The organism is Microbacterium album, from assembly GCF_014643695.1.
GTDB lineage: Bacteria > Actinomycetota > Actinomycetes > Actinomycetales > Microbacteriaceae > Microbacterium > Microbacterium album.
The window spans coordinates 76,138-102,094 of the sequence record NZ_BMJY01000007.1 but is presented as its reverse complement, the minus strand read 5'-3'; the positions used below and the strand labels follow the sequence as shown (position 1 = coordinate 102,094).

At 71.7% G+C, this 25,957-nt stretch carries 28 protein-coding genes and 1 tRNA gene; 21 read left to right on the top strand and 8 right to left on the bottom strand.

The annotated features are described in order from the left end of the window. The first annotated feature begins 7 nt into the window (after positions 1-7). Positions 8-1,042 carry an aldo/keto reductase gene (locus IEX37_RS09815; RefSeq protein WP_308421667.1) on the top strand — a complete coding sequence of 345 codons (1,035 nt, stop codon included), beginning with the start codon at positions 8-10 and terminating at the stop codon, positions 1,040-1,042. Positions 1,043-1,069: 27 nt separating this feature from the next. On the opposite strand, the gene IEX37_RS09810 is transcribed toward IEX37_RS09815, so the two are convergent. Then, positions 1,070-1,708 carry a TrmH family RNA methyltransferase gene (locus IEX37_RS09810; protein ID WP_188756086.1) on the bottom strand — a complete coding sequence of 213 codons (639 nt, stop codon included), beginning with the start codon at positions 1,706-1,708 and terminating at the stop codon, positions 1,070-1,072. A gap of 57 nt (positions 1,709-1,765) precedes the next feature. Between IEX37_RS09810 and IEX37_RS09805 the strand changes: the two genes are divergently transcribed. From IEX37_RS09805 to IEX37_RS09785, 5 genes are all read left to right on the top strand, one after another. Then, the gene (locus tag IEX37_RS09805) at positions 1,766-2,398 is read left to right on the top strand and encodes a metal-dependent transcriptional regulator (RefSeq protein WP_188756085.1); all 633 of its coding nucleotides are present in this window, start codon (positions 1,766-1,768) and stop codon (positions 2,396-2,398) included. 132 nt (positions 2,399-2,530) lie between these two features. Then, positions 2,531-3,451, top strand: a complete 921-nt coding sequence (locus IEX37_RS09800; RefSeq protein WP_188756084.1) for an ABC transporter ATP-binding protein — start codon at positions 2,531-2,533, stop codon at positions 3,449-3,451. Positions 3,452-3,466: 15 nt separating this feature from the next. Then, positions 3,467-4,318 carry an ABC transporter permease subunit gene (locus tag IEX37_RS09795; RefSeq protein WP_188756083.1) on the top strand — a complete coding sequence of 284 codons (852 nt, stop codon included), beginning with the start codon at positions 3,467-3,469 and terminating at the stop codon, positions 4,316-4,318. Positions 4,319-4,370: 52 nt separating this feature from the next. Next, on the top strand, positions 4,371-5,726 hold the full coding sequence (locus tag IEX37_RS09790) for a sensor histidine kinase (protein ID WP_188756082.1): 1,356 nt from the start codon (positions 4,371-4,373) through the stop codon (positions 5,724-5,726). Then, positions 5,723-6,433 carry a response regulator transcription factor gene (locus tag IEX37_RS09785; RefSeq protein ID WP_268236532.1) on the top strand — a complete coding sequence of 237 codons (711 nt, stop codon included), beginning with the start codon at positions 5,723-5,725 and terminating at the stop codon, positions 6,431-6,433. Before IEX37_RS09790 ends, IEX37_RS09785 begins: the two co-directional genes overlap by 4 nt. A 53-nt stretch (positions 6,434-6,486) precedes the next feature. On the opposite strand, the gene IEX37_RS09780 is transcribed toward IEX37_RS09785, so the two are convergent. Then, on the bottom strand, positions 6,487-7,491 hold the full coding sequence (locus tag IEX37_RS09780; RefSeq protein WP_229663189.1) for an SDR family NAD(P)-dependent oxidoreductase: 1,005 nt from the start codon (positions 7,489-7,491) through the stop codon (positions 6,487-6,489). A gap of 177 nt (positions 7,492-7,668) precedes the next feature. Between IEX37_RS09780 and IEX37_RS09775 the strand changes: the two genes are divergently transcribed. The 4 genes from IEX37_RS09775 (at position 7,669) to IEX37_RS09760 (ending at position 11,295) form a co-directional block, all read left to right on the top strand. Then, positions 7,669-8,487 (top strand): HAD-IIA family hydrolase, encoded by an 819-nt coding sequence (locus IEX37_RS09775; protein WP_188756081.1) that lies wholly within the window; start codon positions 7,669-7,671, stop codon positions 8,485-8,487. Positions 8,488-8,620: 133 nt separating this feature from the next. Continuing rightward, the gene (nucS, locus tag IEX37_RS09770) at positions 8,621-9,316 is read left to right on the top strand and encodes an endonuclease NucS (RefSeq protein WP_188756080.1); all 696 of its coding nucleotides are present in this window, start codon (positions 8,621-8,623) and stop codon (positions 9,314-9,316) included. Positions 9,317-9,350: 34 nt separating this feature from the next. Next, positions 9,351-10,022, top strand: a complete 672-nt coding sequence (locus IEX37_RS09765; protein WP_188756079.1) for an HAD hydrolase-like protein — start codon at positions 9,351-9,353, stop codon at positions 10,020-10,022. Positions 10,023-10,032: 10 nt separating this feature from the next. Further along, positions 10,033-11,295 (top strand): coiled-coil domain-containing protein, encoded by a 1,263-nt coding sequence (locus tag IEX37_RS09760; protein WP_188756078.1) that lies wholly within the window; start codon positions 10,033-10,035, stop codon positions 11,293-11,295. 182 nt (positions 11,296-11,477) lie between these two features. Here the strand turns inward: IEX37_RS09760 and IEX37_RS09755 are convergent, their stop codons facing one another. Further along, the gene (locus IEX37_RS09755; protein WP_188756077.1) at positions 11,478-11,684 is read right to left on the bottom strand and encodes a cold-shock protein; all 207 of its coding nucleotides are present in this window, start codon (positions 11,682-11,684) and stop codon (positions 11,478-11,480) included. Positions 11,685-12,015: 331 nt separating this feature from the next. On the opposite strand from IEX37_RS09755, the gene IEX37_RS09750 reads away from it, so the two are divergent. Next, a complete protein-coding gene (locus IEX37_RS09750) occupies positions 12,016-12,504 on the top strand; it encodes a hypothetical protein (RefSeq protein WP_188756076.1) in 489 nt (162 codons plus the stop codon). 170 nt (positions 12,505-12,674) lie between these two features. Here IEX37_RS09750 and IEX37_RS09745 read toward each other — a convergent pair. Further along, positions 12,675-12,758 (bottom strand) — tRNA-Leu (locus IEX37_RS09745). Between the two features lie 230 nt (positions 12,759-12,988). On the opposite strand from IEX37_RS09745, the gene IEX37_RS09740 reads away from it, so the two are divergent. The 7 genes from IEX37_RS09740 to pknB are packed head-to-tail and all read left to right on the top strand — an operon-like array spanning position 12,989 to position 22,059. Continuing rightward, positions 12,989-13,714, top strand: a complete 726-nt coding sequence (locus IEX37_RS09740) for an FHA domain-containing protein (RefSeq protein WP_188756075.1) — start codon at positions 12,989-12,991, stop codon at positions 13,712-13,714. Then, positions 13,711-14,247 carry an FHA domain-containing protein FhaB/FipA gene (locus IEX37_RS09735; RefSeq protein WP_188756074.1) on the top strand — a complete coding sequence of 179 codons (537 nt, stop codon included), beginning with the start codon at positions 13,711-13,713 and terminating at the stop codon, positions 14,245-14,247. The genes IEX37_RS09740 and IEX37_RS09735 overlap by 4 nt, the downstream gene beginning before the upstream one ends. Before the next feature lie 12 nt (positions 14,248-14,259). Continuing rightward, positions 14,260-15,576 (top strand): PP2C family protein-serine/threonine phosphatase, encoded by a 1,317-nt coding sequence (locus tag IEX37_RS09730; RefSeq protein WP_188756073.1) that lies wholly within the window; start codon positions 14,260-14,262, stop codon positions 15,574-15,576. After that, positions 15,573-16,958: an FtsW/RodA/SpoVE family cell cycle protein gene (locus IEX37_RS09725; protein ID WP_188756072.1), complete on the top strand. Its 1,386-nt coding sequence runs from the start codon at positions 15,573-15,575 to the stop codon at positions 16,956-16,958. Before IEX37_RS09730 ends, IEX37_RS09725 begins: the two co-directional genes overlap by 4 nt. A 19-nt stretch (positions 16,959-16,977) precedes the next feature. Beyond that, positions 16,978-18,435, top strand: coding sequence for a peptidoglycan D,D-transpeptidase FtsI family protein (locus IEX37_RS09720; protein WP_188756071.1), 1,458 nt, complete (start codon positions 16,978-16,980; stop codon positions 18,433-18,435). Next, a complete protein-coding gene (locus IEX37_RS16165; RefSeq protein WP_188756070.1) occupies positions 18,432-20,267 on the top strand; it encodes a serine/threonine-protein kinase in 1,836 nt (611 codons plus the stop codon). Before IEX37_RS09720 ends, IEX37_RS16165 begins: the two co-directional genes overlap by 4 nt. A gap of 37 nt (positions 20,268-20,304) precedes the next feature. Further along, positions 20,305-22,059 carry a Stk1 family PASTA domain-containing Ser/Thr kinase gene (pknB, locus tag IEX37_RS09710; RefSeq protein ID WP_188756069.1) on the top strand — a complete coding sequence of 585 codons (1,755 nt, stop codon included), beginning with the start codon at positions 20,305-20,307 and terminating at the stop codon, positions 22,057-22,059. Between the two features lie 21 nt (positions 22,060-22,080). On the opposite strand, the gene IEX37_RS09705 is transcribed toward pknB, so the two are convergent. Both IEX37_RS09705 and IEX37_RS09700 read right to left on the bottom strand, forming a co-directional pair. Next, entirely contained in the window at positions 22,081-22,236 is a 156-nt protein-coding gene (locus IEX37_RS09705; protein ID WP_188756068.1) for a hypothetical protein, read from the bottom strand. Beyond that, positions 22,236-23,009, bottom strand: a complete 774-nt coding sequence (locus IEX37_RS09700; protein ID WP_188756067.1) for a class E sortase — start codon at positions 23,007-23,009, stop codon at positions 22,236-22,238. The genes IEX37_RS09705 and IEX37_RS09700 overlap by 1 nt, the downstream gene beginning before the upstream one ends. Positions 23,010-23,044: 35 nt before the next feature. Here IEX37_RS09700 and IEX37_RS09695 point away from each other — a divergent pair, with 35 nt between their 5' ends. Further along, positions 23,045-23,299 carry a cell division protein CrgA gene (locus IEX37_RS09695; protein ID WP_188756066.1) on the top strand — a complete coding sequence of 85 codons (255 nt, stop codon included), beginning with the start codon at positions 23,045-23,047 and terminating at the stop codon, positions 23,297-23,299. A 65-nt stretch (positions 23,300-23,364) separates the two neighbouring features. Here the strand turns inward: IEX37_RS09695 and IEX37_RS09690 are convergent, their stop codons facing one another. Both IEX37_RS09690 and IEX37_RS09685 read right to left on the bottom strand, forming a co-directional pair. Further along, complete coding sequence (locus IEX37_RS09690) at positions 23,365-24,237, bottom strand: rhomboid family intramembrane serine protease (RefSeq protein WP_188756065.1); 873 nt, start codon at positions 24,235-24,237, stop codon at positions 23,365-23,367. A gap of 19 nt (positions 24,238-24,256) precedes the next feature. After that, the gene (locus IEX37_RS09685; protein WP_188756064.1) at positions 24,257-24,814 is read right to left on the bottom strand and encodes a peptidylprolyl isomerase; all 558 of its coding nucleotides are present in this window, start codon (positions 24,812-24,814) and stop codon (positions 24,257-24,259) included. A gap of 97 nt (positions 24,815-24,911) precedes the next feature. Between IEX37_RS09685 and IEX37_RS09680 the strand changes: the two genes are divergently transcribed. Next, on the top strand, positions 24,912-25,436 hold the full coding sequence (locus tag IEX37_RS09680; protein WP_188756063.1) for a DNA helicase: 525 nt from the start codon (positions 24,912-24,914) through the stop codon (positions 25,434-25,436). Continuing rightward, positions 25,433-25,951: an aminoacyl-tRNA deacylase gene (locus IEX37_RS09675; RefSeq protein ID WP_188756062.1), complete on the top strand. Its 519-nt coding sequence runs from the start codon at positions 25,433-25,435 to the stop codon at positions 25,949-25,951. Before IEX37_RS09680 ends, IEX37_RS09675 begins: the two co-directional genes overlap by 4 nt. Positions 25,952-25,957: the final 6 nt, after the last annotated feature.

The window sequence follows — 25,957 nt, the reverse complement described above, 5'->3', positions numbered from 1 at the left end:
TCGCGGTGTGACCTCCGCAGACGCAGCCTCGACGACCGCTTCCGACCCCGCGCTCGACACCGTGGAACTGGGCGACGGACTGCGCGTGACGCGTCAGGGGTACGGCGGGATGTCGCTGAGCGACATCTACGGCCCCGTGTCGGACGAGGACGCGCTGCGCACGCTGACGCACGCCGTCGACTCCGGCGTGACGTTCATCGACACGGCCAACATCTACGGCGAGGGGCGCAGCGAGCGCATCATCTCGCGGCTGCTGCGGACCCGCCGGGACGAGGTCCAGCTCGCGTCGAAGTTCGGCATCATCATGGGCGGCTCGGTCGGCAAGCGGGGGATCCGAGGCGACCGCGCCTATGTACGGGAGCAGCTGGAGTTGAGCCTGGCGCGCCTGGGCACGGACCACCTCGATCTCTACTACCAGCACCGCGTCGATCCGGACGTCCCGATCGAGGAGACCGTGGGCGCGCTGTCCGAGCTGGTCACGGAGGGCAAGATCCGCCACATCGGGATCTCGGAGGCGACGGCGGACGAGCTGCGCCGCGCATCTGCCGTCCATCCCATCGCCGCGGTCCAGAGCGAATGGAGCATCGTCAGCCGCGACGTCGAGACCCACGTCGTCCCCGCGGCACGCGAGCTCGGCATCGGCTTCGTGCCGTATTCGCCGCTCGGGCGTCAGTGGCTCACGGGGGCCTTCGACCCCGCCGCGATGCGCGAGGGCGACGGCCGGCCCAAGTTCCCCCGCTTCGCGCCCGACGCGCTCGAGGCCAACCGGCCCGTCCTCGACGAGGTCCTGGCCGTCGCCGCGGAGGCCGAGATCGCCCCGGCCCAGCTCGCCCTCGCCTGGCTGTACGACAAGGGGCGCACGCTCGGCCTTCCCGTCGTGCCGATCCCCGGCACGCGCTCTCCGGAGCGGGTCGACGAGAACGTCGCGGCCGCGGGGATCCGGCTCGACCCGGCCCACGTCGCGCGCCTCGACGCGCTCGCCGCCCGCGTCGTCGGCCACCGATCGTTCAACCCCACCTGGGTGTCCGCCGGGCGCGAGTAGGCCCCGCGCTCGCCACCGCTCGCACGCTCAGCCCGCGTGCCGGCGGCACCACTCGTACATGACGATCGCGGCCGCGGCCGAGGCGTTGATGGAGCGGGTCGAGCCGTACTGCGTGATCTCGATGTGTCCGCTCGCCGCGGCGAGCGCCTCGTCCGTGAGCCCCGGCCCCTCCTGGCCGAACAGCAGCACGCACCGCCGCGGCAGCTCCGCCCGGTCCACGGGGACGGCCGCACCCACGTTGTCGACCGCGATGATCGGGATCCCCTCCCCCGCGGCCCACGCACGGAAGCCTGCGACGTCCTCGTGATGCACGACGTGCTGGTAGCGATCGGTGACCATCGCGCCGCGGCGGTTCCAGCGGCGGCGGCCGATGATGTGCACGGTCTCCGCGAGGAAGGCGTTCGCGCTGCGCACGATCGAGCCGATGTTCATGTCGTGCTGCCAGTTCTCGATCGCGACGTGGAAGGGATGGCGCCGGCCGTCCAGGTCGGCGACGATCGCCTCCATCCTCCAGTAGCGGTAGCGGTCGACGACGTTGCGGCTGTCGCCGTGCTCCAGCAGCTCCGGGTCGTAGCGCTCATCCTCGGGCCAGGGTCCCGGCCACGGACCCACGCCATGCGTGGATCGCTCGGGGGTGGGCTCTGCGCCCGATAGGGGGTCCGTCACCCGGAAAGGCTACCGAGCATGTGCCGTGAGACGCAGGCGCCGCCTAGCATCGGTGACGTGAGCTCGCCCGCGATCGACGACTACCTCAAGGCCGTCTACACCCACACGGAGTGGCAGGACGCCCCGATCACGCCGTCCGTGCTCGCGGCTCGGCTCGGGATCGCGCCGTCGAGCGTCACCGAGATGGTCAAGAAGCTGAGCGCCCAGGGCCTCGTGGCGCACGAGCCCTATCGCGCCGTGCGGCTGACGCCGGAAGGCGAGCGGCGGGCACTGGCGATGGTGCGCCGCCACCGCCTGATCGAGACATGGCTCGTCGAGGAGTTCGGGTACTCGTGGGACGAGGTGCACGAGGAGGCGGAGGTGCTCGAGCACACCGTCAGCGATCGGCTGCTCGAGAAGATCGACGTGCGCCTGGGGCGGCCCCGCTTCGATCCGCACGGGGACCCGATCCCCGACACCGACGGCCAGGTGCAGCGTGAGGGGTTCGTGCGGCTCGCGGACGCCCCGCCGGGTCACACGGGACGCGTGCTGCGCGTGAGCGACCGCGATCCCGCGCTGCTGCGGCGGATCGAGAACGCCGGCATCGCCGTCGGCCATACGCTGCGGGTCGCGCCCGGCGTCGTCGAGCTCGACGGCGTCCCCACGGCGCTGCCCGAGGGCGCGGGCGACATCATCTGGATCACCGCCTGATCGCGCGCGCCGGACCCGGCGGGACGTCGTCGCCCGACCCATCGGGGCGTAGTACCGGAGTATGACCCGCGGGTCGAAGATCCGCCCCCGCTCCGACGCGCCGCCGGCGGCCGGCTGCCTAGCCTCGACAGCATGATCGCGGCAGAGAACCTGACGAAACGCTTCGGCGCCAAGACCGCCGTGGACGGCATCTCCTTCGAGGTGCGTCCCGGCAGGGTGACCGGCTTCCTCGGCCCCAACGGCGCCGGCAAGTCGACGACCATGCGGATGATCGTCGGGCTCGACCGACCGGATGCCGGCAGCGTCACGGTGAACGGCAGCCCGTTCGCACAGCACCGCGCGCCCATGACGGAGGTCGGCGCGCTGCTCGACGCCAAGGCCGTGCACCCGGGACGCACCGCGCGGTCCCACCTGAGGATGCTCGCCGCCACCCACGGCCTGGGCGACCGCCGCGTCGACGAGGTCATGGAGCTGACGGGGATCGCCTCCGTGGCACGCCGGAGGGTCGGCGGGTTCTCCCTCGGCATGCACCAGCGCCTCGGGATCGCGGCCACCATGCTCGGCGACCCGCACACCCTCATCCTCGACGAGCCCGTGAACGGTCTCGATCCCGAGGGCGTGCACTGGGTGCGCGGGTTCGTGCGCTCGCTCGCCGCCGAGGGGCGGACCGTGTTCCTGTCCTCGCACCTCATGAGCGAGATGGCCCAGACCGCCGACCACATCATCGTGCTCGGACAGGGCCGGATCCTCGCCGACGCACCCGTGACCGACCTCCTGCAGACCTCGGAACGGGAGCGCGTGCGGGTACGGGTGTCGGACGCCGAGCGGCTCACCGGGCTGCTCGCGGCCACGGACGTCGCCGCGACGCGGACGGCCGCCGACACCCTCGAGGTCGAGGGACTGCCCGCCGCCGAGATCACGCGCCGGGCGGTGGGCGCGGGCATCGACGTGAACGAGCTCGTCCCCCTGCGCGGCTCGCTCGAGGACGCGTACCTCGCTCTCACGGGCGACGCCGTCGAATACCGCAGCGCCCCTGCCGTCAGCGCGGCCTGAGCAACGAAGGACCCCATGAACGCCACCACCATGACCCGCACCGCCACCCCGCGCCGCGCCACGTTCAGCGAGGCCGCCCCCGCCGTCACCTTCGCCCGGCTCGCCCGGGCGGAGTGGATCGGACTGTGGAGCCTGCGCGGAACCTCCGTCGCGCTCGCGATCGGAGCCCTCCTGACGATCGCGTCCGCCGTCGGCTTCGCCGCCATGTGGGGCTTCGCCTCCACGAGACCGGACTCGCCCCTGCCGGCCGAGGCCGCGCCGCCGCTCGTCGCGATGGCGCTGAACGGCATCGTCATCGTCCAGGTCGTCGGCGTCCTCCTGGGTGTGAGCGCGTTCGCGAAGGAGCACTCAACCGGCTCGCTGCGATCCCAGCTCGCCGCGGCTCCGCGGCGAAGGGGCCTGCTCGGCGCGAAGGCGCTCGTCGTCGGCGCGGTCTCCCTGGTGTGGAGCATCGTCGTGCTCGCGGTCGGCCTCGCGGGAGTGGCGCTGGTCTATGCGGCCTTCGACCTGCCGCCCCGCACCGGCGACGTGTTCACGGGGCTGCTCCTCCCCCTCGCCGGCGGCGCCGTGCTGGTCGGGCTCTCCGCGGTGCTGGGAGTCGCCGTGGGCGCGCTGCTGCGCTCGGAGACGTGGGGGATGACCCTCGTGCTGCTGTTCCTCCTGCTGCTCCCCGGAGTGCTGCTGACCCTGCCGTTCGACTGGGCCAACCGGATCGGCGAGACCCTGATGGGGCACACGGGAGCCGCCCTCTACACGCCCCACGAGTCGGTCGACCCCGCGGTCCTCGGCGACATCGCCCTCACCCTCGCCTGGCCGGCGGTGGCCCTCGCCGCCGCGCTCGTCGTCGTGGCGCGACGCGACGCGTGAGGCACCGGGCGCGGGATCCGCAGCGGCGGATCCCGCGCGTAGGGTCGATGCCATGACGAGCAGCGATCCGGCAGCGCCGGCGCTCGCGGAGGCGGAGGCGGATCTGCCGCGTCCGCCCGGGGCGCTTCGCCGCTGGCTGGACGCGCATCCGCGCGCGGTCGACATCGCGCTCGTCGTCGTGTGCCAGGGGCTGCCGGCGTTCCTGACGCTCGTGGTCAGCGCGGTCGTGCCCGATCCCGGACTGCAGCTGACCGTCTGGGTCATGCTCGGCACGGTCACCGCCCTCGTCCTCGGCGGCGCGGCCCTCATGGTGCGCCGTCGGCGCCCGCTGGCCGCCACGCTCGTGTGCGCGGTCATCGCAGCGCTGCCCGCGCCTCTCAGCGTGGCCGGCGGCGCGGCGCTGTTCGTGACCCTCTACTCGCTCGGGGTGTACTCCACACCCCGGCGCACGTGGATCGGGTACGGCACGGCCGCCGGCCTCGCCGTGGTCGCCGCCGGGCTCGCGGCGCTCCTCAGCGCCCCGGGGGAGGACATGATCCGCTGGGATGTGGGCGTCGGTGCCGCGACACCCGCCGCGGCGCTGCTCCCGAACGCGGTCGTACTGCTCGTCCCCACGCTGATCGGCCTCTCCGTCGGCAACCGGCGACGTTACGTCCAGGCGGTCATCGCCCGCGCGCACGATCTCGCACGGGAGCGCGACCAGCGGGCTCGGCTCGCCGTCGCGGACGAGCGGGCCCGCATCGCGCGGGAGATGCACGACATCGTCTCTCACAGCCTGACGGTGATGGTCACGCTGTCCGAAGGCGCCGCCGCGCAGGCGGAGACGGGCGGGCCGCGCGCGGCCGAAGCGATGCGCGCGGTCGCCGACACGGGACGCGCCTCGCTCGCGGAGATGCGTCGGCTTCTCGGGGTGCTCCGCGCGCCCGACCACGACGCCGAACGCGCGCCGCAGCCGGGAGGCGAAGCCGACCTCGAGGCCCTGGTGGCCCGATTCCGCGAGACGGGGCTCCCGGTGCGCCTGGTGTTGGACGGACGATCCTCGAGTCCGTCGTCCCACCCCGCAGACGGGGGCACCTTGGCGGACGAGAGCGCGCGGGTGTCGCGGCGCGGCCTCGACCTGACCGTCTTCCGCATCGTCCAGGAGGGACTGACGAACGTCCTGCGCCACGCTCCGGCGACGGAGCACGTGGACGTGGGAGTGTGGAGCGACGACGGCAGGGTCGTGGTCGAGGTCCGCAACGCGGCCCCGTCCGCCGCCGCGCCGACGGCGGGTCTCGGAGACGATGCCCGCGGCACCGGACTCATCGGTGTCCGCGAGCGCGCCGCCCAGCACGCCGGGACCGTGGTGGCCGGCCCGCTGCCGGACGGCGGCTGGATCCTGCGCGCGGAGCTGAAGGAGGATGCGTGAACGCGAATCCGCAGGACGCGAGCCGGTCAGGCGCACACGCGCCCATCCGGGTCGCGATCGCCGACGATCAGGCACTCGTGCGGATGGGTTTGCGCATGGTGCTCGAGGTGCAGCCCGACATCGACGTGGTGGCCGAGGCCGGCGACGGAGCCGAGGCCGTGGCCATCGCGGAATCGGCCGGAGCGGACGTCATGCTCATGGACGTGCGGATGCCGGGCGTGGACGGCATCGCCGCGACGGAGCGGATCGCGGCGGCAGGCCCGTTGCCGCGGATCCTGATGCTCACGACGTTCGACCTCGACGAGTACGCCTTCGCGGCGCTGCGCGCGGGGGCCAGCGGGTTCCTCCTCAAGGACGCCCTGCCCGCCGACCTGCTCGCGGCCATCCGCTCGGTGCACGCGGGGGACGCGGTGCTCGCCCCGAGCGTCACGCGACGCGTGATCGAGCAGTTCGCCCGTCCCGGAAGCGCCCGACCGCCGGGCGCGGCTCCGCCGCCCGACCCCCGGATCGGCTCGCTCACCCCGCGCGAGCACGAGATCTTCCTCGCGATCGCGCAGGGGCTCACGAACGAGGAGCTCGCCGAGAGGTTCTTCCTCTCGCCGTCCACGGTCAAGACGCACATCGGCCGGCTGCTGCAGAAGCTCGAGGCCCGCGACCGCGTGCAGCTCGTCATCCTCGCCTACGAGAACGGGCTCGTCGGCGGGTAGGGGCCTGCGCGGGCACGACTGCCCGGCGGAGCGCCACGTGCGACCCGCCCGGATCAGCGCGCGGCCCGGGCCGCGCGCGCGAAGGGCCACTCGATCCCGGCGAGCCGCTCGCACTCCTCCCAGACCCGTCGCCGCACATCGGGGTCCGCCGCCACACGCGAGGGGCGTTGCCGCACGGGCAGGCCATGGGTCAGGAAGCGCGGGCCCCAGTACTCTCCGCCGCGAACCGCGGGGTCGACGAGTGCGCGGACGAGCGACGCGGCCCCGCGCTCCTTGCTCTGGGACCACGGGGACTGGAAGCCGTCGCGGATGCGCTTCCACCGGCTCGGCTCGTTCACACCCTGCACGCGCGGCGTGCGCCCGCCGATCGAGTAGCCCGGGTGCGCCACGACGCTCTGCACGGGCACGTCGGCGTCCCGCAACCGGGCGTCGGCCTCGATCCCGAGCGCGTGCACGACGACCTTCGACTGCACGTACGCCCGCCACGCGTCGTACCGGCCCTCGAGCTGGATGTCCGTCGGATCCGGCGTGCGCAGGTGGGTCGACACGCTGCCGAGCCAGACCATGCGGGCGCTGCGGTTGCGCGACGAGGACTTCGCGAGCGTGGTGAGCAGCTCCGCGGCGAGCACGAAGTGGCCCAGCGCGTTCGTGGCGAACACGAGCTCGCGCCCGTCGCGCGTGAGCTGCCGCCGCCGAGGCGTGTGGACGATGCCGGCGTTGAGCAGCACGCCGTCCAGTCGCGCGCGCGAGAACAGGCCTCCCCGCACCGACGCGGCGGCCGCGCGCACTGAGCCCGGGTTGCTGACATCCAGCAGGAGCGTCTCGACCGAGGCGCCCGGCACGCGCGCCTCGATCGCGTCGTGGGCGGCGGCGAGGCGATTGGGGTTCCGGCCGCTCAGCACGACGTGAGCGCCCGCCCGTGCCAGTTGCTCGCTCGCGAAGTAGCCGAGCCCCGCGTTGGCGCCGGTGATCAGGTACATCCGTCCCGACAGATCGGGAAGGCGCGCCGGGTCCCATGCGGCTCCTGGTCGGTCGCTGGCGGGCGCGCGCTCGGTCACAGTCCGAACGATATCCCCCCGGCACCGCCCATCTCACCCGACACAGCGCAGGAGTCCCGACGCGTTCACAGAGTGTTACGGCGGGGTTCCCGGCCGGATGTGCTCGGGACGGCGACGGTCTGCACCAGGCGGCATCGGAACTGTCGCCGGCGGCGGCCTCGACCCTACGCTGGAGGCATGGCGCGACGCGACGAGATCGAGTGCTGGCTCACCGACATGGACGGCGTGCTCGTGCACGAAAACGTGCCCATCCCTGGCGCGCGTGAGCTCCTGGCCAAGTGGCGCGACGAGGACACGCCCTTCCTGGTCCTCACGAACAACTCGATCTTCACGCCCCGCGATCTCAGCGCCCGGTTGCGGGCGTCGGGCATCGACGTGCCGGAGGACCGGATCTGGACAAGCGCCCTCGCGACCGCGGACTTCCTCCGGTCGCAGGCGCCCGGGGGAAGCGCGTTCGTCATCGGCGAGGCCGGCATCCTCACCGCGATGCACGAGGCCGGGTTCATCATGACCGAGAGCGACCCCGACTACGTCGTCGTCGGCGAGACGCGCAACTACTCCTTCGAGGCGATCACGAAGGCGATCCGCCTCATCGGGCGCGGCGCGCGCTTCATCGTCACCAACCCGGACGCCACCGGCCCCAGCGCCGAGGGCCCGCTCCCCGCGACCGGCGCCATCGCGGCGCTCATCACGAAGGCCACCGGCCGCGATCCCTATGTCGTCGGGAAACCGAACCCGATGATGTTCCGCTCCGCCCTGAACCGGATCGGCGCGCACTCCGAGAACACGGGCATGATCGGCGACCGGATGGACACCGACATCGTCGCGGGGATCGAGGCCGGCCTGCACACCGTGCTCGTGATGACGGGCATCAGCGATCAGGCGGAGATCGAACGGTACCCGTTCCGCCCGAACGAGGTGCTCCGCTCGGTCGCCGACCTGCTGACGCCCGCCGACGCGTCCGAGCGCGAGGGCCACGAGGAGGCGACGGCATGAGCGAGCGGGACCTGTTGTTCGCCGTGACGATCCTCGTCGTGGCCGGCACCCTCGTCACGATGCTCGTCCAGCTGTGGCGTCGGCGCGACGACGACTGATCGCCGCGCCGGCCCGCTGCGGTTAGGCTCGTCCGGTGCGTCTCGTCATCGCCCGCTGCTCCGTGGACTACACCGGCCGCCTCAACGCCCACCTGCCCCTCGCCACGCGGCTGCTCGTCCACAAGGGGGACGGCAGTCTCCTCGTGCACTCGGACGGCGGCTCGTACAAACCACTGAACTGGATGAGCCCGCCCTGCCGTCTCGACGTCGTCGCGCCCTCGGAGGAGCTCGCGGACGCCGGCGTCGTCGAGCTGTGGAAGGTGACTCACCAGAAGAGCGGCGACGCCCTTACGGTGCACATCTACGAGATGCTGCACGACTCCACGCACGACCTAGGCGTCGACCCGGGGCTGATCAAGGACGGCGTGGAGGCCGACCTGCAGCGCCTGCTCGCGGAGCAGGTGGACCTGATCGCGGAGGGGGCGACGCTCGTGCGCCGCGAGTATCCGACCGCGATCGGTCCCGTCGACCTGCTCGTGCGCGACGCGGACGGCATCGCGATCGCCGTCGAGGTGAAGCGACGGGGCGACATCGACGGCGTCGAGCAGCTCACGCGCTACCTGGAGCTGCTCGGACGCGATCCGCTGCTCACGGGCATCCAGGGCGTGTTCGCGGCGCAGGAGATCAAGCCGCAGGCCCGCGTGCTCGCGCAGGATCGGGGCATCCGCTGCCTCACACTCGACTACGACGAGATGAAGGGCATCGAGTCGGGCGCTCCCCGCCTGTTCTGACGGGCCGGCGCACGCGCTGGTTAAGCTCGACGGTATGACGCGTTCGCCCTGGTCGTGCATCCTCTGGGACGTGGACGGCACGATCGCCGACGCGTCCGCCGGGATCCTGCCCCGCATCACGGAGGTGCTCTCGGTGCTCGGCCGCACGCCACCGTCCCCCGACGAGCTGATGCACTGGATCGGACCGCCCCTGCTGGAGTCGTTCCAGAAGCGGGCACTGCTCGCCCCCGACGAGGCGGTGCGGGCCGTGGCGGAGTACCGTGCGCTGGCGGCCCGCGACGGCTACGCGGCGTCGGTGTCGCTCTATCCGGGCGTCGCCGACCTCATCCGCGATCTGCAGGCGGCGGGCGTCGCCCAGGCGACGGCCAGCACCAAACCCCAGAACCAGGTGCGCGGCATCCTCGAGCACTACGGCCTGGCATCCGCGTTCACCGCGATCCTCGGCGCACGGCCGGAGGCGGATGTGCTCGACACGAAGGCGGACGTGCTCGGCCGCGCGCTGGAGGGCCTCACGGCGGCAGGCGTCGACACGTCGCGCCCCGTGCTCGTCGGCGACCGGCACCACGACGTGGACGGAGCCGCTGCGTACGACGTTCCGGTCGTGTTCGTGCGCTGGGGCTTCGGCGCGCCCGGCGAGGAGGAGGGCGCCCAGGCCGTCGTCGACGACGTGGGACAGCTGCGCGACCTGCTACTGACGGACGGTTGAGGAGGTGCGCATGCCTCCGCTCCCCTTCGATCCGCTCGCCTGGATCGTGCCTGCCCTCGTCGTGTTCGGGTCGACGGCGCTCATCGTCGTGGCGATCGTCGTGCTCGTGCGCCGAGCGCGTCGCGGCCGCCGGGCGCGGGAGCGTGCGGCGGCCGCCCTCGCCGAGGCCGGCGCCTCGCTCGTACGACTGGACGACGCCGTCGAAGAGCTCGACCTCGAGGTGGGACTGTCCGGCGCGCTCTACGGCGGAGACGCGCCCCCGTCGCTGCGGCGCGCGCGCATGACGGCGCAGCACACGCGCGACGAGGCCTTCACGGTGTACCGGGCCGCGAACGCGGACGACGTCCTGCCGCGCGACGCCGAGCAGGCGGCGCGACAGCTCGGGCGCCGGATCGAGCGCGCGCTGGAGGCCGTCGAGTGGGCCCGACGGGAGCATGCCGAGTGGATCGCCACACACGTGTCGGCGGCCGACCAGGTGACGGCCGCCGAACGGCGGCTCGCCGAAGTGAGAGCGCGCGTCGGCGAGCCGGACGCCCTGCTGCGGGAGCTGGAGGCCCGCGCGGATCCCGAGGAGTGGACGGCCGCCGCCGACTCCGCCGCGGCCGCGAGCGCCGCGTTCGAGGAGTGCGAGGCGCGCCTGGCCGCGGCCCGCGACGCGGTGGCGGATCCGTCGCGCTCCGCGCTCGAGGACCTCGCCTCCGCTGAGCGGGCGCTGCGACGAGCGGACGCGCAGGCGCGCGCCCTCGAGGAGGCTCACCGGCTCGTGACCCAGGCGGGACTCGCCGTCGCCGACGAGATCGCGGCCGCGCATTCCGCCATCCGGGCCGCGAGCGGCATCCAGGCCGCGCTGCCCCCCGACGACGCCGAGCGGGTCGGGCGCGAGATCCGCTGGGCCCGCGAGGAGCTGGCGCGCGTCGAGCCGACGGCGGGACGCCGGCCCGTCTCGGCGAACGAAGCGATCGCCCGCATCCGCGACCGGCTCGACATGGCCGTCGCGGAGGCGCAGACGGCCCAGCAACGGCACCGCGGGGCGCGCAGCGCCCTGCCGGGCACGCTCGCGGCGGCGCGCAGCGCGATCAGCCGCGCCGAGGCGGCACTGCCCCCGCGCTCAGCGGGTCTCGAGGCGCGCGTGCGGCTCGACGCCGCCCGCAGCGAGCTCGCCGCCGCGCGCCACGCGCATGATCCGGTGGAGGCGCTTGACGCCGCGCGCCGCGCGATCCGCCACGCGGAGGACGCGAAGGCGCTCGCCGACTACCACCGCCTCAACGAGTAGGGCGCACGGAGTAGCCGCGCTCGCCGTCGGAAACGATGAAGGGCCCGGCGACCATGTCGCACGGACCCTTCTCGGATGACCCGGCACGCGAGTGCTCCCGGTGTCACGCTGACGCGTGAATGACCCGGAGCCCGCCGCGCGGTGGGGTCGACCGCTCGATGCGGTCTGACCGGCGAAGCCGATCAGATGGGGCGGATGTTCTCCGCCTGCAGGCCCTTGGGGCCCTGGGCGATCTCGAACTCGACGCGCTGGTTCTCCTCCAGCGAGCGGTATCCGGAAGCCTCGATTGCGGTGTAGTGCGCGAAGACGTCAGAGCCGCCCTCGTCGGGAGAGATGAAGCCGAAGCCCTTCTCCGAGTTGAACCACTTGACGGTGCCCTGCGTGCTCATTTACTGCCGATCTATCGTGATGAAACCGGCGCGAACATCGCGCCGACACTCCCACGCTAACGGAGTCGGCTGTAAAGCGACAGGGCGAATTTTCCGTGTGACGTCACGCGACGCGCCGCACGACACGCCGCGCAGCCCGGGTGAGCGCCACCAGAAAGGGAGCAGCCCTCATCATTGGGGGGAAACGATGAGGGCTGGACGACCGAGGGACGTCGCTTCCAGCGTAGCGGACGATCGGCCTTCGTGTCCCCCATTAGGCGGACAGATTGTCAGACCGACCATTTCCGCGTGCCGGCCCCACTCCCCCGCTCGAGGACACCCAGGAACGACCATGATGCGCTTCGGCCCGCTCCACCACATCCCGGACGGCCTGGTCATCGGAGACCCGGGACGCCGTCACCTGCTGCTGCTCCCGGGCTCTCTCGTACATCGCGACGGGGACCAGCCCACGCGCTCGCTGCCCTGGGACGACATCGCCGCGACACGTCTCGACCTGCCTACGACGCGCTTCCGCTACCCGGGGCTCGTGTCGGCGATCGTGTCGAGCGTCCTGGTCGCCGTCACGCTCGGCGATCCCGGTCTGGACCCGGACGACGGCGCACTCGAGATCTCCGGTTCGCCGGAGACGACCCGCCTCGCGGTCAGCAGGCACCACGTCGGGCGCTACTGGATCGGCAGCGTGGGCGCCGCGCAAGCCCTGCTCGACCGCCTCGCGGCGCACGCTCCCTCGCGCGCCCTGCTCGCCGATCCGGAGGCGATCCTCCACCGGCTCGCGCGCACCGCGCGACGCGGGGGCTGGCGGGACCTGCCCCCTCGCTGACCGCGGCGCCGCACGACAAGACGTCCCTCCGCCGACAATCCGTCCCCGCGCCGACAATGCACGGGCTACACGCATTCTCGGCGCGCAGACGTATTGTCGCGCGGGGTCGGGAACGAGAAAGTGCTGAGGGGCGGCATCGACGTGTCGATGTCGCGCCTCAGCACGTGATGTGCGCGAGGGGGGAGTTGAACCCCCACGCCCTTTCGGGCACTGGCACCTGAAGCCAGCGCGTCTGCCTATTCCGCCACTCGCGCGAGAGCCGGACGACCGGCACTCAACTTCCCGAGGATATCACGTGCTCCGCCGCCTCGCGAAACGGCGGGTCGCGGCGTCGGGCGCGCCCCCGGCGGGCGCTCCGCCCACTTTTCTCCGCCGTCACGAGCCGCCGGAGCTCCCGGATCGACCCCGCGGCGACTCGCGCGCAACGTCACGTACAGGCATGCTGGCTACGATGTGCCTACCGACCGGCGGATTGAGGAGACCCGTGGGACTACTGGACAGCTTCGAGCAAGGTCTCGAGCGCGCGGTGAACCGCGCGTTCGCGAAGACCTTCCGCAGCGGCATTCAGCCGGTCGAGATCGCCTCCGCGCTCCGTCGCGAGCTCGACACGAAGGCGGCGGTCGTCACGCGCGACCGCATCCTGGTTCCCAGCAACCTCACCGTACGGCTGAGCCCGGCGGACGAGGAGCGCATGCGCTCCCTGGGCGGCGCGCTCATCAACGAGCTGCACGAGATGCTGCAGCGGCATGCGACGGATCAGGGGTACAGCTTCGCCGGCCCCGTGCGGGTCTCCCTGCGCGCGGACAGCGGCGTCACGACGGGAACGGTCGCGGTCGACTCGTCCACCGCGGAAGGCCGCATCGAATGGCGCGCGGTCGTCGACGTCGAGGGCCGGCGCCACCCGCTGTCCAAGGCGCGGACGGTGATCGGACGCGGCAGCGACGCCGACATCACGGTCTCCGACCCGGGCACGAGCCGCGCGCACGTCGAGGTGCTGTGGGACGGCGAGCGCGCCATGATGCGCGATCTGGGCTCGACCAACGGCTCCAAGCTCGACGGGATCCCGACCAAGCAGTCCGCCCTGCGCGACGGCCAGACCATCACGATCGGTCGCACGTCGATCGTCTTCCGCGTGGTCCCGCTCGCGGAGCCGGGAACCGGCACCACGGCCACGCGTATCTTCGACGCACGGAACGGGGATCTCGCATGAGCGAGAGCGAACTGACCCTGCTCATCCTGCAGGTCGGCTTCCTGCTGCTCATGTGGCTGTTCGTGTTCGCGGTCGTGTTCGCGCTCCGGTCCGACGTGTTCGGCGTGCGCGTGCGGAAGCTGCCCGAGACGGCGAGCGCACGACCCTCGAAGCGCCCCTCGCCCCCCGCCGCGCCCGCGGCCGCTCCGGCCCCCCGGGCCGCAGCGGCGTCTCCCTCCAGTCCGGCCACGACGGCGACCGCGAGCCGCATCGTCATCACGTCGGGCCCGAAGGCCGGGCTCGAGCTGCCCCTCGGCACCGACACGCTCACGATCGGACGCTCGAGCGAGGCCGGGCTCGTCATCCGCGACGACTACACCTCGAGCCAGCACGCGCGGCTGGTCCTGCGCGGCGACCAGTGGATGCTGCAGGACCTCGACTCGACCAACGGCACCTTCCACGACGGCCAGCGCGTGGCGTCCAGCTCGCCCGTCGCCGTGCGCGTCGGCGCGCCGATCAAGGTCGGGGCGACGACCTTCGAGCTGCGGAAGTAAGCCTCCGCCACCATGTTCGTCGGTTCCAGCGCGGCCATCTCCCATACCGGGAAGGTGCGGTCGAACAATCAGGACTCCGGCTATGCCGGCTCCAACCTGTTCGTCGTGGCCGACGGGATGGGCGGCCACGCGGGCGGCGACGTCGCCTCCAGCGTGGCGGTCAGCGCGCTGCAGGAGCTGGACCGCACCTACGGCTCACCCGAGGAGGCGGAGGCGATCCTCCGCGACACGATCGCCTCGACCGCGGGTGACCTGATCCAGCTGGTCGCCCGCCGTCCCGAGCTCGCGGGCCTCGGCACCACCGTGAGCGCTATCGCGATGGTCGACGACTACGCCGTGATCGCGCACATCGGGGACTCGCGGATCTACCTGTGGCGCGACGACGCCCTCACCCAGATCACGACCGATCACACGTTCGTGCAGCGCCTCGTCGACTCCGGCCGCATCACGCCCGAAGAGGCGCGCTTCCACCCGCGCCGCTCGGTGCTCATGCGCGTGCTGGGCGACATGGACCCGGATCCCGAGATCGACACGTTCATCATGCCGACCAGGCCCGGCGACCGCTGGCTGCTGTGCTCGGACGGCCTGAGCGGCGTCGTGGACGAGGCCCACATCCAGAAGGCGCTCAAGCTCGGGCTCCCCCCGGGCCGCACGGCCGACATCCTGCTGAAGTACGCGCTGGACGGCGGGGCGCCCGACAACGTGACGATCGTGATGGTCGACGTCGGCGGCCACCACCCGCTCGTGAGCGGCACGGCTACGATCGTCGGCTCCGCCTCCAACCCCCAGGGAATCGCGGTGCCCGCGGCGCGGGCCATCCTTCCCACCGGCTGGCTGCACCCGAACCGCCAGGCCGCCAACGAGCCGACGCACTTCGAGCCGGAGCCGGAGTACCTCGAGGAGCTCATCGAGGAGGACCGCCGCCGCGCGCGCCGTCGGCGGGTCGTATGGATCGCGATGCTCGTGCTGCTGGCCGCGGCGGTCGCCGCAGGCTTCTCGGCCTTCTACAACTGGACGCAGACGCGCTACTACGTGGGCGCGGACGACGACAGCGTGGTCATCTACCAGGGCATCCAGCAGTCGCTCGGACCGATCCAGCTGTCCTCCCCGCACGAGGACACGGGCATCCTGCTCGCGGACCTGCCCCAGGTGTTCCGCTCCAACGTCGAGAACACCATCAGCGCGCGCTCGCTCTCGGACGCGCAGGCGATCGTCGACCGGCTGCGCGCGATGACGCCGGAGGGCCGAGCGGACGGGCCCGCGGCGCCGGATGGCGAACAGCAACCGGATCCCGAACCCACGACACCGGACGGCGGGGAGGGCTCATGACGACCGATGTGCAGGCCGACACCGCGGTGCTCAAGGCGCTGCGGCGCGTGCGGCAGCCGCAGCCGCAGCCGCAGCGGAACCGGGAGCTGGGGCTGCTGCTGTTCGCGATCGCGCTGAGCACGGGCGCCACGGCCCTGTCCCAGCTGGGTGAGCTCGGCGAGCTCGACAACACGCTCCTGATCATCCAGGGCGTGCTCGGCGCGCTCGTGCTCGCCCTGCACGTCGTGCTGCGCCTGCGCGCGCCGCAGGCCGACCCGGTCGTGCTCCCGATCGCGACGCTGCTGACGGGGCTCGGCATCGCGATGATCTACCGGATCGGGCTGTCAGGTGCCCCCGGCACGGACAGCGGTGCCGGAATGAACCAGATCATCTACGCGGCCATCTCCGTGCTGGCGGCGGGAGCGCTGGTCTGGCTGCTGGGCAACTACCGCGTGCTGTTCCGGTACACGTATCTGTTCGGCTTCGCGGGGCTGATCCTGCTGGTGCTGCCGTTCATCCCGTTCCTCAACGGCGGCGGGAACGCGACCGTGTGGATCCAGATCGGCGGCGTCAACTTCCAGCCGGGTGAGATCGCGAAGATCTGTCTGGCCGTCTTCTTCGCCGGCTATCTCGTGCGCACGCGCGAGAGCCTCACCTCGACCGGGCGGAAGTTCCTGGGCTTCACCTTTCCCCGCGCGCGCGAGTTCGGGCCGCTCGTGGTGATCTGGCTGGTGTCGATGGTCATCATCGTCGCGCAGCGCGACCTCGGCACCGGGCTGCTGATCTTCGGGATGTTCGTGGCGACGCTGTACGTCGCCACCGGCAAGACCGGCTGGGTGCTGATCGGCGTGCTGCTGGCCGTCGGCGGCGCGATCGCCGCGTCGTTCGTGCTGCCGTATGTCCGGGGCCGGTTCGACGCCTGGCTCGGGGCGTTCGATCCCGAGCTGTACGACGCCCAGGGCGGCAGCTTCCAGCTCGTCAACGGCATCTACGGGCTCGCGCACGGCGGCCTCCTCGGCACCGGGCTGGGCCTGGGGCGCCCCTACCTGACGCCCGTGTCGCAGAGCGACTACATCATCCCGAGCCTCGGCGAGGAGCTCGGCCTGGTGGGTCTGTTCGCGATCCTGTGCCTCTACATGGTGTTCGTCGCCCGCGGCCTGCGGATCGGCGTGGCCGGCCAGGACGACTTCGGCAAGCTGCTCGCAGTCGCCCTGTCCTTCACGCTCGCGCTGCAGGTGTTCATCATGGTCGGCGGCGTCACGCGGCTCATCCCGCTCACGGGACTGACCACCCCGTTCCTTGCGGCGGGAGGCTCGTCGCTGCTGGCCAACTGGCTCATCGTGGCGATCATCCTGCGCATCAGCGACGCCGTGCGCCAGCAGCCCCGGGCGGTCATCGGATGATGAGGGAGGTCACACCCGCATGACCAAGGAACTGCGACGACTCAGCATCATCGTGCTGTTCATGTTCCTCGCGCTGTTCGCCTCGACGAGCTACATCCAGGTGATCCAGGCGGACGCGCTGGCCGATCAGCCGACGAACAGGCGCACGCTCTTCGACGCGTACGAGGTCCAGCGCGGCGCGATCATCGCGGGCGGTCAGGAGATCGCCAGCTCCGTCCCCAGCGGTGACGTCTACGCGTGGCAGCGGCAGTATGCCGATTCGCACATGTGGTCCCCCGTGACGGGATACCTCAACCCGGTGCTCGTATCGGCGACGGGAATCGAGCGGGCGATGGGACAGGAACTGTCGGGAACGGCGGGATCGGCCTTCTTCTCGCGCATCGAGCAGATCGTGACGGGCCAGCCGCCGCGCGGATCGAGCGTCATGCTGACGCTGGATCCCGCCGTCCAGCAGGCGGCCTTCGAGGCGATGCAGGGACTGACCGGCGCCGTCGTCGCGATCGAGCCCGACACCGGTCGCATCCGGGCCCTGGTCTCCACGCCCGGCTACGACGCCAACCAGCTCGCCCAGCACGACATCGAGGCGACGAACTCGGCGCACTCGGCCCTCGAGAACGACCCCCTCCGCCCGCTGCAGAACCGCGCGCTCGAGGAGCTCAACCCGCCCGGCTCCACGTTCAAGCTCATCGTCACCGCGGCCGCGCTCGCCTCCGGCGAGTGGGACGAGGACTCCGAGCTGCCCAATCCGCCGACCTTCCGGTTGCCGCAGTCGTCGGCCACGGTCCAGAACGCCAACGGCGGCACGTGCGGCGGGGGCAGCACCGTCTCGATCGCCACGGCGCTGCGCCTGAGCTGCAACGTGCCGTTCGCGGAGCTCGCGATCGAGATGGGCGACGACGCGGTGCGCGACATGGCCGAGCGCTTCGGGTTCAACCACGACTTCTCGGTGCCGCTCACCGTGACGCCGTCGTCGTACCCCGCCGAGCTGGACAACCCGCAGACGGGCCTGACCGGCTTCGGTCAGGGCCGGCTCACCTCGACGCCGCTGCAGATCGCGATGATCTCGGCGGGCATCGCGAACGGCGGCACCGTCATGGAGCCCTACATGGTGGACCGCATCGTGGGCGTGGATCTGTCGGTGCAGAAGAGCACGACCCCGACCCCGTTCGGCGAGGCGATCGACGAGGACCTCGCGACGCTGCTGACATCGATGATGGTCGCGAATGTCCAGGATGGGGTCGCGTCAGGTGCAAGAATAGACGGCGTCGATGTGGCCGGGAAGACGGGCACCGCGGAGATGGGCGGGGAAAACGACCCGTACACCCTCTGGTTCACCGGATTCGCGCCGGCCGACGACCCCGAGATCGCGGTGGCCGTGGTTGTCGAGGACGGTGGCGGACAGGGTCAGTCGGGCAGCGGGAACACTATCGCGGCGCCGATCGCGAAGAAGGTCATGGAGGCGGTGCTGAGCAGATGAGGCCAACACAGGGCGTGTCCTTCGGCGGCCGCTACGAGTTGAACTCGCGGATCGCGATCGGCGGCATGGGCGAGGTGTGGGAGGCCACCGACCACGTCATCGGCCGCACGGTCGCCATCAAGATCCTCAAAGACGAGTACATGGGCGACCCGGGCTTCCTCGAGCGCTTCCGCGCCGAGGCCCGGCACGCCGCGCTCGTCAACCACGAGGGCATCGCGAGCGTCTTCGACTACGGCGAGGAGAACGGCTCTGCCTTCCTCGTCATGGAGCTCGTCCCCGGCGAGGCGCTCTCAACCATCCTCGAGCGCGAGAACAAGCTCGAACCCGACCGCACGCTCGACATCGTCGCGCAGACCGCGTCCGCCCTGCAGGCCGCCCACGCGGCAGGCCTGGTGCACCGCGACATCAAGCCGGGCAACCTGCTGATCACGCCCGACGGCCGCGTCAAGATCACCGACTTCGGCATCGCCCGCATCGCCGACCAGGTGCCGCTCACGGCCACCGGCCAGGTCATGGGCACCGTGCAGTACCTCTCGCCGGAGCAGGCGTCCGGCCACCCCGCCTCCCCCGCGACGGACATCTACTCGCTGGGCATCGTGGCGTACGAGAGCCTCGCCGGACGCCGTCCGTTCACGGGCGAGTCGCAGGTCGCGATCGCGATGGCGCAGATCAACGAGCAGCCCCCGCCGCTGTCCGACGAGATCCCCGAGCCCGTCCGCAACCTCGTGATGGCGATGATCGCCAAGAAGCCCGAGGACCGTCCCGCATCGGCCGCCGTGGTCGCGCGCGCCTCGAACGCGCTGCGCCGCGGCGATGTGGCCGCCGCGGCCGCCGCGGTGCCCGCCATCGCGGGAGGCACCGCGCTCCTGGCCACGACCGACGCGTTCACCCAGCTGCTCGAGCCGGGCACCGAGGCGACGCGCATGCTGCCGCAGACGACGCCCGTCCCGATCGGCGGCGAGGGCGCCGAGGAGGAGCCGGAGAAGAAGAAGCGCAGCCCGTGGACGTGGCCGCTGATCGCGCTGATCGCGCTGCTGCTGCTCGTGCTCGGCGGCACGCTCTACGCCATCTTCGGCCCCGGCTTCGGCCAGCCCGAGGAGTCGCCGACGCCGGACCGCACGGTCCAGTCACCCCAGCCCACGCCCTCCGAGCCGACCGAGGAGCGCGTCAACATCAGCGACCTCGGCCTCGAGGGGCTGACGTGCGACGAGGCCGAGGCCCGCCTGGCGGAGGCCGGCGACTTCTCCTGGAACTGCCAGCCCGGCAACGCGGCGTCCAGCCCCGACCAGGTCGGCCGGATCTACGACGTCAGCCCGCGCGGCTCCGTCGCCGAGGGCACGTCGATCACGGCGACCCATTACGGCGAGATGACCCCGGTCGGACAGCCGGGATCGGCCCCCACGTTCAGCGACGTCGACGTGACGGACGAGCTCGAGGCCGGCCAGCGGGCGAGCGTGAACTGGTCGAGCTTCTCGTGCCCGTCGGGCACCGGCCAGCTGACGGGCTACACGGTGAGCCTGACGAACGCGACGTTCGAGTCGAACGGTCAGTCCAGCGCGGAGTTCGGAGCGGACCAGCTCTCCGCCGGCATCGTCGTGGGCAACTCGCCCGGACAGGTCGTGTCGGCCTCGTACACGGCCACCTGCTCCGGTAACGGTGGGGAGCCGCGCGTCTCGGATCCGTCGCCGAGTGCGGAAGCCCGGATCGTCGCGCCCCAGCCCGAGCCGACGCAGCCCGCGCCGACGCCCACCCCGCCGACCACTCCCCCCGCCCAGGGAGGCGGCGACGGCGGCGACGGCGGGACCGGCTCCGTCGAGAGCCCCGAGGGCTGAGAACGTGCGGGGACAGACCCCGCCGGGAGGAACACGCATGAGCGATCCGGGGGGATTCTCTGTGACCGACGACGAGCGCCCGGAACGGGCGAACGGCGCGCCGCCGCGCGTGCTCGCGGGCCGCTACCGCGTCGATGAGCTGATCGGCCGGGGCGGCATGGCGAGCGTGCACCGCGGCTTCGATCAGACGCTCGGCCGCGAGGTCGCCATCAAGATCCTGCGGCGCGATCTCGCGAAGGACAGCACCTTCCGCACGCGATTCCGGCTCGAGGCGCAGGCGGCGTCGCGCATGGCGAACCAAGCGATCGTGCGCGTGTTCGACGCGGGCGAGGACGTCACGACCGATGCGAGCGGGACACGGCACGTGCCCTTCATCGTCATGGAGCTCGTGCGCGGCACGCTGCTGAAGGACGTCATCGCCGCCGGCCCCGTGACGCCCACGGACGCCGTGCGCTACGTCGACGGGATCCTCGAGGCGCTGGAGTACTCCCACCGGGCCGGCGTGGTCCACCGCGACATCAAGCCCAGCAACGTGATGATCACGGACGCCGGTCAGGTCAAGGTGATGGACTTCGGGATCGCCCGGGCCGTGTCGGACTCCTCGGCGACGGTCGCCGAGACGACATCCATCCTCGGCACAGCCGCGTACTTCTCTCCGGAGCAGGCCAAGGGCGAGCCGGTCGACGCGCGGGCCGACGTGTACTCGACGGGTGTCGTCCTGTACGAGCTGCTGGCAGGACGCCCGCCGTTCCGCGGCGACTCCCCAGTCGCCGTCGCCTACCAGCACGTCAGCGAGACCCCCGCGCCCCCCTCCCAGGTGAACGCCGCCTCGCCGACGGCGTTCGACCCGGTCGTGCTGCGCGCTCTCGCGAAGGACCCCTACCAGCGCTTCCCCGACGCGGGCTCGTTCCGCCGCGCGCTGGACGCGGCCTCCGACGGTCGCGCGCCGTCGAAGCGCGAGCTCGGGGCGCTCACGAGCGAGCTCTACGGGCCCAACCCGCGGCAGGCGGCGGAGACGGCGCGGTCGCTGCGTCAGCTGTCCTCCGACAACGCCTCCGTGCGGACCCAGTCGGGGCCGCCCGTCGCCTGGATCTGGGCGGGCGTGGCCCTGCTGGCCGTGCTCGTCGCGTCGGTGCTCTTCTGGGTCGTCACGATGCGGCCGTTCGCCGAGGTACCCGGCAACGCGCGCATCGTGCCCGACGTCGCGGGCATGGTGTACGAGGACGCCGTCGCTGAGCTCGAGGACGCCGACCTCGTCGCGGTGGAGGAGCACGAGCCGAGCGATCACGTGGAAGAGGGCCGGGTCATCCGGACGGACCCGCAGTCGGGCGCGTCCGTGACGCCGGAGACGATGATCCGCGTCTTCGTCTCCGAGGGCCAGGAGGTCACGTCGCTGCCCGAGCTGGAAGGCCTCACGGAGGATGAGGCGCGCCAGGCACTCTCGGACGCGGGCCTGTCGCTCGGGTCGATCACGCCGCAGAACAACCCGTCGCTCGAAGCGGGCATCGTGCTGAGCGCGTCCTCCGGGGGAGACCAGCTCGCCGCCGGCGAGGAGGTGGCCGAGGGGGCCGTCGTGGACCTCGTCGTGGCGTCCGGCCGCGTGACGATCACGGACTACTCCGGCTACACGCTGGAGGCCGCGGTGCGGGCGCTCGAGTCTCTCGAGCTCACCGCGGAACCCCAGGAGGATCCGAACTGCGAGGCGAGCGCGGGCGACAACGTGGTCGCGCAGTCGGCGATCGGAGACGTGCCCGTCCACTCGACCGTGCAGTTGCGCTACTGCTCGGGCTGAGCTGCGGTCGGCCCGGGCGGGCTACTGGACCGTGACCTCGTCCGGGACGAAGGTCATCGCGATCCACGGGTAGAGGTGGAAGAAGAGTCCGTAGAGCACGCCGGCGAGCAGGATCAGCAGGATGAACACCCGCACCCACCAGGGGCCGGGGAGCAGGCGCCACAGGGCTGCGTACATCAGTCGACCTCCTCGGTCAGCGCGGCCGGGAGCTCCCCGGTGGAGCGCGGCAGGAACGAGTCGAACACGCCGTAGGCGACGATCCGCTCGGCGAGCGAGAATCGCGGCGAACAGCTGGTCAGCGTGATGTACCGCTCCCCCGCGGGAAGAACCTCCGGCGCCTGCGGCACATCCGCGAGCACGTCGTACTCGGAGGGCTGCACGTACTCGAGCGTGCGGAAGCGGTACGTGTACCAGCCGACCTCGGTCTCGACGACGATCGCATCGCCGATGCGCAGGTTCTGGATATCGGTGAACGGCTTGCCGAACGTCGTGCGGTGCGCCGCCAGCCCGAAGTTCCCGACCTCTCCCGGCATCTCGGTGTCGAGGTAGTGGCCGATCCCGATCGTGTCCAGCGTGCCCGCGCGCGTCACGCCGCCCGCGATGTCCACGGCGTAGTCCTCGCCCCAGCGCGGGACCCGCAGGATCGCGAAGCGCTCGCGGTCGGCCGCCTTCGGCAGGATCTCGGGCTCGTACCAGGTGTCGCCCGTCTCGGGATCGAGCGTGGGCTCGGGTGCGGGGGCCTGCGCGGCGATCTCGGCCCACTCGCGCGAGCGCTCCTCCGCGCGTGCCGCGTGCTGCGCGCCGTAGATCACATCGCCGATCCACAGCTGCCATGCGACGTACAGCAGCACGACCGCGCCGAGCGTCAGCAGGATCTCGCCGAGGACGCCGACGACGGAGGTCCTCCCCCGCGCGCGCGCCGCCCGCCGCGCCTGTGCCCTGCCCGTCACGTTTCGAGCTTAGCGAGCCGGATAGGATGTCTTTCATGGCAGGAGCACAGAAGCGGGGCCCCGTCGGCGGCGAGGACGAGGCGTTCGAGCCCACGCATGATCACCCGGCACCGAACCCGGTGTGGTTCAAGCCCGTGATGATCGGCTTCATGCTGCTCGGTCTGGTCTGGATCCTGGTGTTCTACCTCTCGGGTTCGCAGTACCCGATCCCCGGGATCGCGGCCTGGAACCTCCTCATCGGTTTCGGCATCGCCTTCATCGGCTTCCTGATGACCACCCGCTGGCGCTAGCCTCCGGGCCGCGAATTACACGCGTGTCATTCATCCCCAGCCGGGGATAAGCCTGTGGATAACCCTCAGAAGAGGATCGCCGGAGGCACCGCCAGCAGGGCCAGCAGCACAGCCGTCAGCCCCGCCAGCAGCCAGGCCTGAGCCCGGAACTGATCGGCACGGCGGGTGCGCGCGAAGATCAGCCCGACGAGGAGCCCCGCGATCAGGCCGCCGACGTGCGCCTCCCACGAGATGCCGCCGAAGACGAAGCCGACCGCCAGGTTGATGCCGAGGATGATCAGCACCCCCGTCACGTTCCCTCCCAGCTGCCGCCCGATCACGACGAGGGCACCGAGCATGCCGAACAGGGCGCCCGACGCCCCCACGACGGGAGTGTTGAACGACAGCAGGGCGACCGCGACCGAGCCGCCGACCGCCGAGATCAGGTAGAGCGCGAGGAAGCGCCATCGGCCGATCGTGGGCTCGAGCAGGCGCCCGATGATCCAGACCGACAGCAGATTGAGCGCGACGTGCAGGAAACCGCTGTGCACGAGCGTGACCGACACGAGCCGCCAGGGCTCGAAGCTCCCGAACTGGGGGTACAGGCGAGGCGCGTAGAACGCCAGCCACGGCTGGAGTCCGAACCCCAGCGGCGTGAGCAACAGGTTGAGGAGGAACGCGGCCCCCGTGATCGCGACGATCCAGTTCGTCACGACAGGCCGGTCCGACGCGACGAGCGCGCCGCTGCGGCCCCACCGGCGCAGCGCCCGCCGCTGCGCCGGTGTGCGCGACTTGCGCTGTTCACGGATGCACTCGGGGCAGATCACGCCGACGGCCGCCGGCGTCTGGCACTCCGGGCAGATGGTGCGCGTGCAGCGCTGGCAGAGCGCGAAGCTCTGGCGGTCCGGATGCCGGTAGCAGTAGTTCTCGGGGTTGCGGGACGGCTCGGCGACGGTCACGGCAGCACGCGGGACGGGCTTACGCCGAGACGATGTCGACGGAGTGCAGCACGACGGGCTCGACCGGGCGGTCCTGCGCCCCCGTCGGCACCTGCGCGATCGCGTCGACGACGGCCTTCGAGGCCTCGTCGGCGACCTCGCCGAAGATCGTGTGCTTCCCCATCAGCCACGGCGTCGGATCCGTCGTGATGAAGAACTGCGAGCCGTTCGTGCCGCTGAGCTTGCCCGTGAGGGCGTTCGGCCGCTTGCCGGCGTTGGCCATGGCGAGCTTGTACGGGGCGTTGAAGTCGAGCTCGGGGCTGATCTCGTCGTCGAACGTGTAGCCCGGGCCGCCGACGCCCTGTCCCAGCGGGTCGCCGCCCTGGATCATGAAGCCCGGGATGATGCGGTGGAAGATGACGTCCTTGTAGAGGGGGCCCTCGCCCGGGGCGCCGGTGGCGGGGTCGGTCCAGGAGCCGGTGCCGTCGGCGAGGCCGATGAAGTTCTTGACGGTCTTGGGCGCGTGGTCGCCGAAGAGGTTGACGACGATGTCGCCGTGGTTGGTGTGCAGGGTCGCGACTGCGGTGTGCTGAGGCATTTACACATTGTTTCAGAGGACGGCAACCCTCTGCCTCGCGCTCGCTGTTCTGGCAGTATGAGGGTGGATACCGCATCCCCACGACAGGGAGGGCCACGTGAGCCTCAGCAGAAAGCGCAAGAAGGAGCTCCGCAAGCTCCAGAACTCCGCCACCAAGCTGTGGGAGTCGCAGCAGGTGCTGGTCGGCCAGGCGGGCTCGGTCGCTCGCGAGGCGAGCCGCCAGCTCGGCCACCTCAACCGCGAGCAGATCTTCCCGAAGGTCGAGGACAAGTACCACCACTACGTCGAGCCCGTGGTCGACCGCGTGTCGCCCTACGTGGACAAGAGCGTCAAGGCGTCCAAGAAGTTCGTCGACGGCTCCGTCGTGCCCGCCGTCGGCGGCGTCGTCGGCAAGGCCATGTCGGCGTGGGATGTCGCGAACGAGACGCGCATCAAGCTCGCCCGCAACCGTGCAGGACTTCCCGTGATCGAGACGAAGAAGAAGCGCAGCGCCGGCCCCATCATCGCGATCGTCCTGGGCATCGCTGCGGCCGGAGCCGTGCTCTACGCGGCCTGGCAGACGCTGCGGGCCGACGACGAGCTGTGGGTCGCGGACGACCCGCTCGCCTCGCCCGACGCGTGACGGAACACCTCGAAGCGGCGGCATCGGATGATGCCGCCCTTCGTCGTGTCCGGGAGGCGGCCGCGGCCCGCGGGCTGGAGATCGACATCCGGGTCTCCCCGCGGGCGTCGTCGCTGGAGGAGGCCGCCGCGCTGCGCGGCATCACGCCCGCGGACATCGTCAAGACCCTCGTGGTCAAGGGCCGCGGCGACGACGCGTACCTGTTCGCGCTGATCCCCGGCGACCGGTCGATCTCGTGGCCGAAGCTGCGCCAGCTCATCGGCGTCAACAAGCTCCGCCTGCCCGATCCGGAGCTGGCCCTCGCCGCGACCGGCTATGAACGCGGCACGATCGTGCCGATCGGCAGTACGCGCGAGTGGCCCGTCTACGCGGACGAGCGCATCGTGGGCCGGCGCGTGTCGATGGGCGCCGGCGCCCACGGCTACACGCTGCTCGTCGACGCCGACGCCCTCATCACCGCCTACGGCGCCACCATCGCCGACATCAGCGACCCCATCGACGCGATCCGCACGTAGGCCGGG

Excerpts from the sequence above, each read along its gene's own strand:
- IEX37_RS09800 (WP_188756084.1), top strand. The coding sequence starts at position 2,531 with ATGATCGCGGCAGAGAACCTGACGAAACGCTTCGGCGCCAAGACCGCC.
- IEX37_RS09795 (WP_188756083.1), top strand. The coding sequence starts at position 3,467 with ATGAACGCCACCACCATGACCCGCACCGCCACCCCGCGCCGCGCCACG.
- IEX37_RS09790 (WP_188756082.1), top strand. The coding sequence starts at position 4,371 with ATGACGAGCAGCGATCCGGCAGCGCCGGCGCTCGCGGAGGCGGAGGCG.
- IEX37_RS09775 (WP_188756081.1), top strand. The coding sequence starts at position 7,669 with ATGGCGCGACGCGACGAGATCGAGTGCTGGCTCACCGACATGGACGGC.
- IEX37_RS09765 (WP_188756079.1), top strand. The coding sequence starts at position 9,351 with ATGACGCGTTCGCCCTGGTCGTGCATCCTCTGGGACGTGGACGGCACG.
- IEX37_RS09760 (WP_188756078.1), top strand. The coding sequence starts at position 10,033 with ATGCCTCCGCTCCCCTTCGATCCGCTCGCCTGGATCGTGCCTGCCCTC.
- IEX37_RS09755 (WP_188756077.1), bottom strand. The coding sequence starts at position 11,684 with ATGAGCACGCAGGGCACCGTCAAGTGGTTCAACTCGGAGAAGGGCTTC.
- IEX37_RS09750 (WP_188756076.1), top strand. The coding sequence starts at position 12,016 with ATGATGCGCTTCGGCCCGCTCCACCACATCCCGGACGGCCTGGTCATC.
- IEX37_RS09735 (WP_188756074.1), top strand. The coding sequence starts at position 13,711 with ATGAGCGAGAGCGAACTGACCCTGCTCATCCTGCAGGTCGGCTTCCTG.
- IEX37_RS09730 (WP_188756073.1), top strand. The coding sequence starts at position 14,260 with ATGTTCGTCGGTTCCAGCGCGGCCATCTCCCATACCGGGAAGGTGCGG.
- IEX37_RS09725 (WP_188756072.1), top strand. The coding sequence starts at position 15,573 with ATGACGACCGATGTGCAGGCCGACACCGCGGTGCTCAAGGCGCTGCGG.
- IEX37_RS09720 (WP_188756071.1), top strand. The coding sequence starts at position 16,978 with ATGACCAAGGAACTGCGACGACTCAGCATCATCGTGCTGTTCATGTTC.
- IEX37_RS16165 (WP_188756070.1), top strand. The coding sequence starts at position 18,432 with ATGAGGCCAACACAGGGCGTGTCCTTCGGCGGCCGCTACGAGTTGAAC.
- pknB (WP_188756069.1), top strand. The coding sequence starts at position 20,305 with ATGAGCGATCCGGGGGGATTCTCTGTGACCGACGACGAGCGCCCGGAA.
- IEX37_RS09705 (WP_188756068.1), bottom strand. The coding sequence starts at position 22,236 with ATGTACGCAGCCCTGTGGCGCCTGCTCCCCGGCCCCTGGTGGGTGCGG.
- IEX37_RS09695 (WP_188756066.1), top strand. The coding sequence starts at position 23,045 with ATGGCAGGAGCACAGAAGCGGGGCCCCGTCGGCGGCGAGGACGAGGCG.
- IEX37_RS09685 (WP_188756064.1), bottom strand. The coding sequence starts at position 24,814 with ATGCCTCAGCACACCGCAGTCGCGACCCTGCACACCAACCACGGCGAC.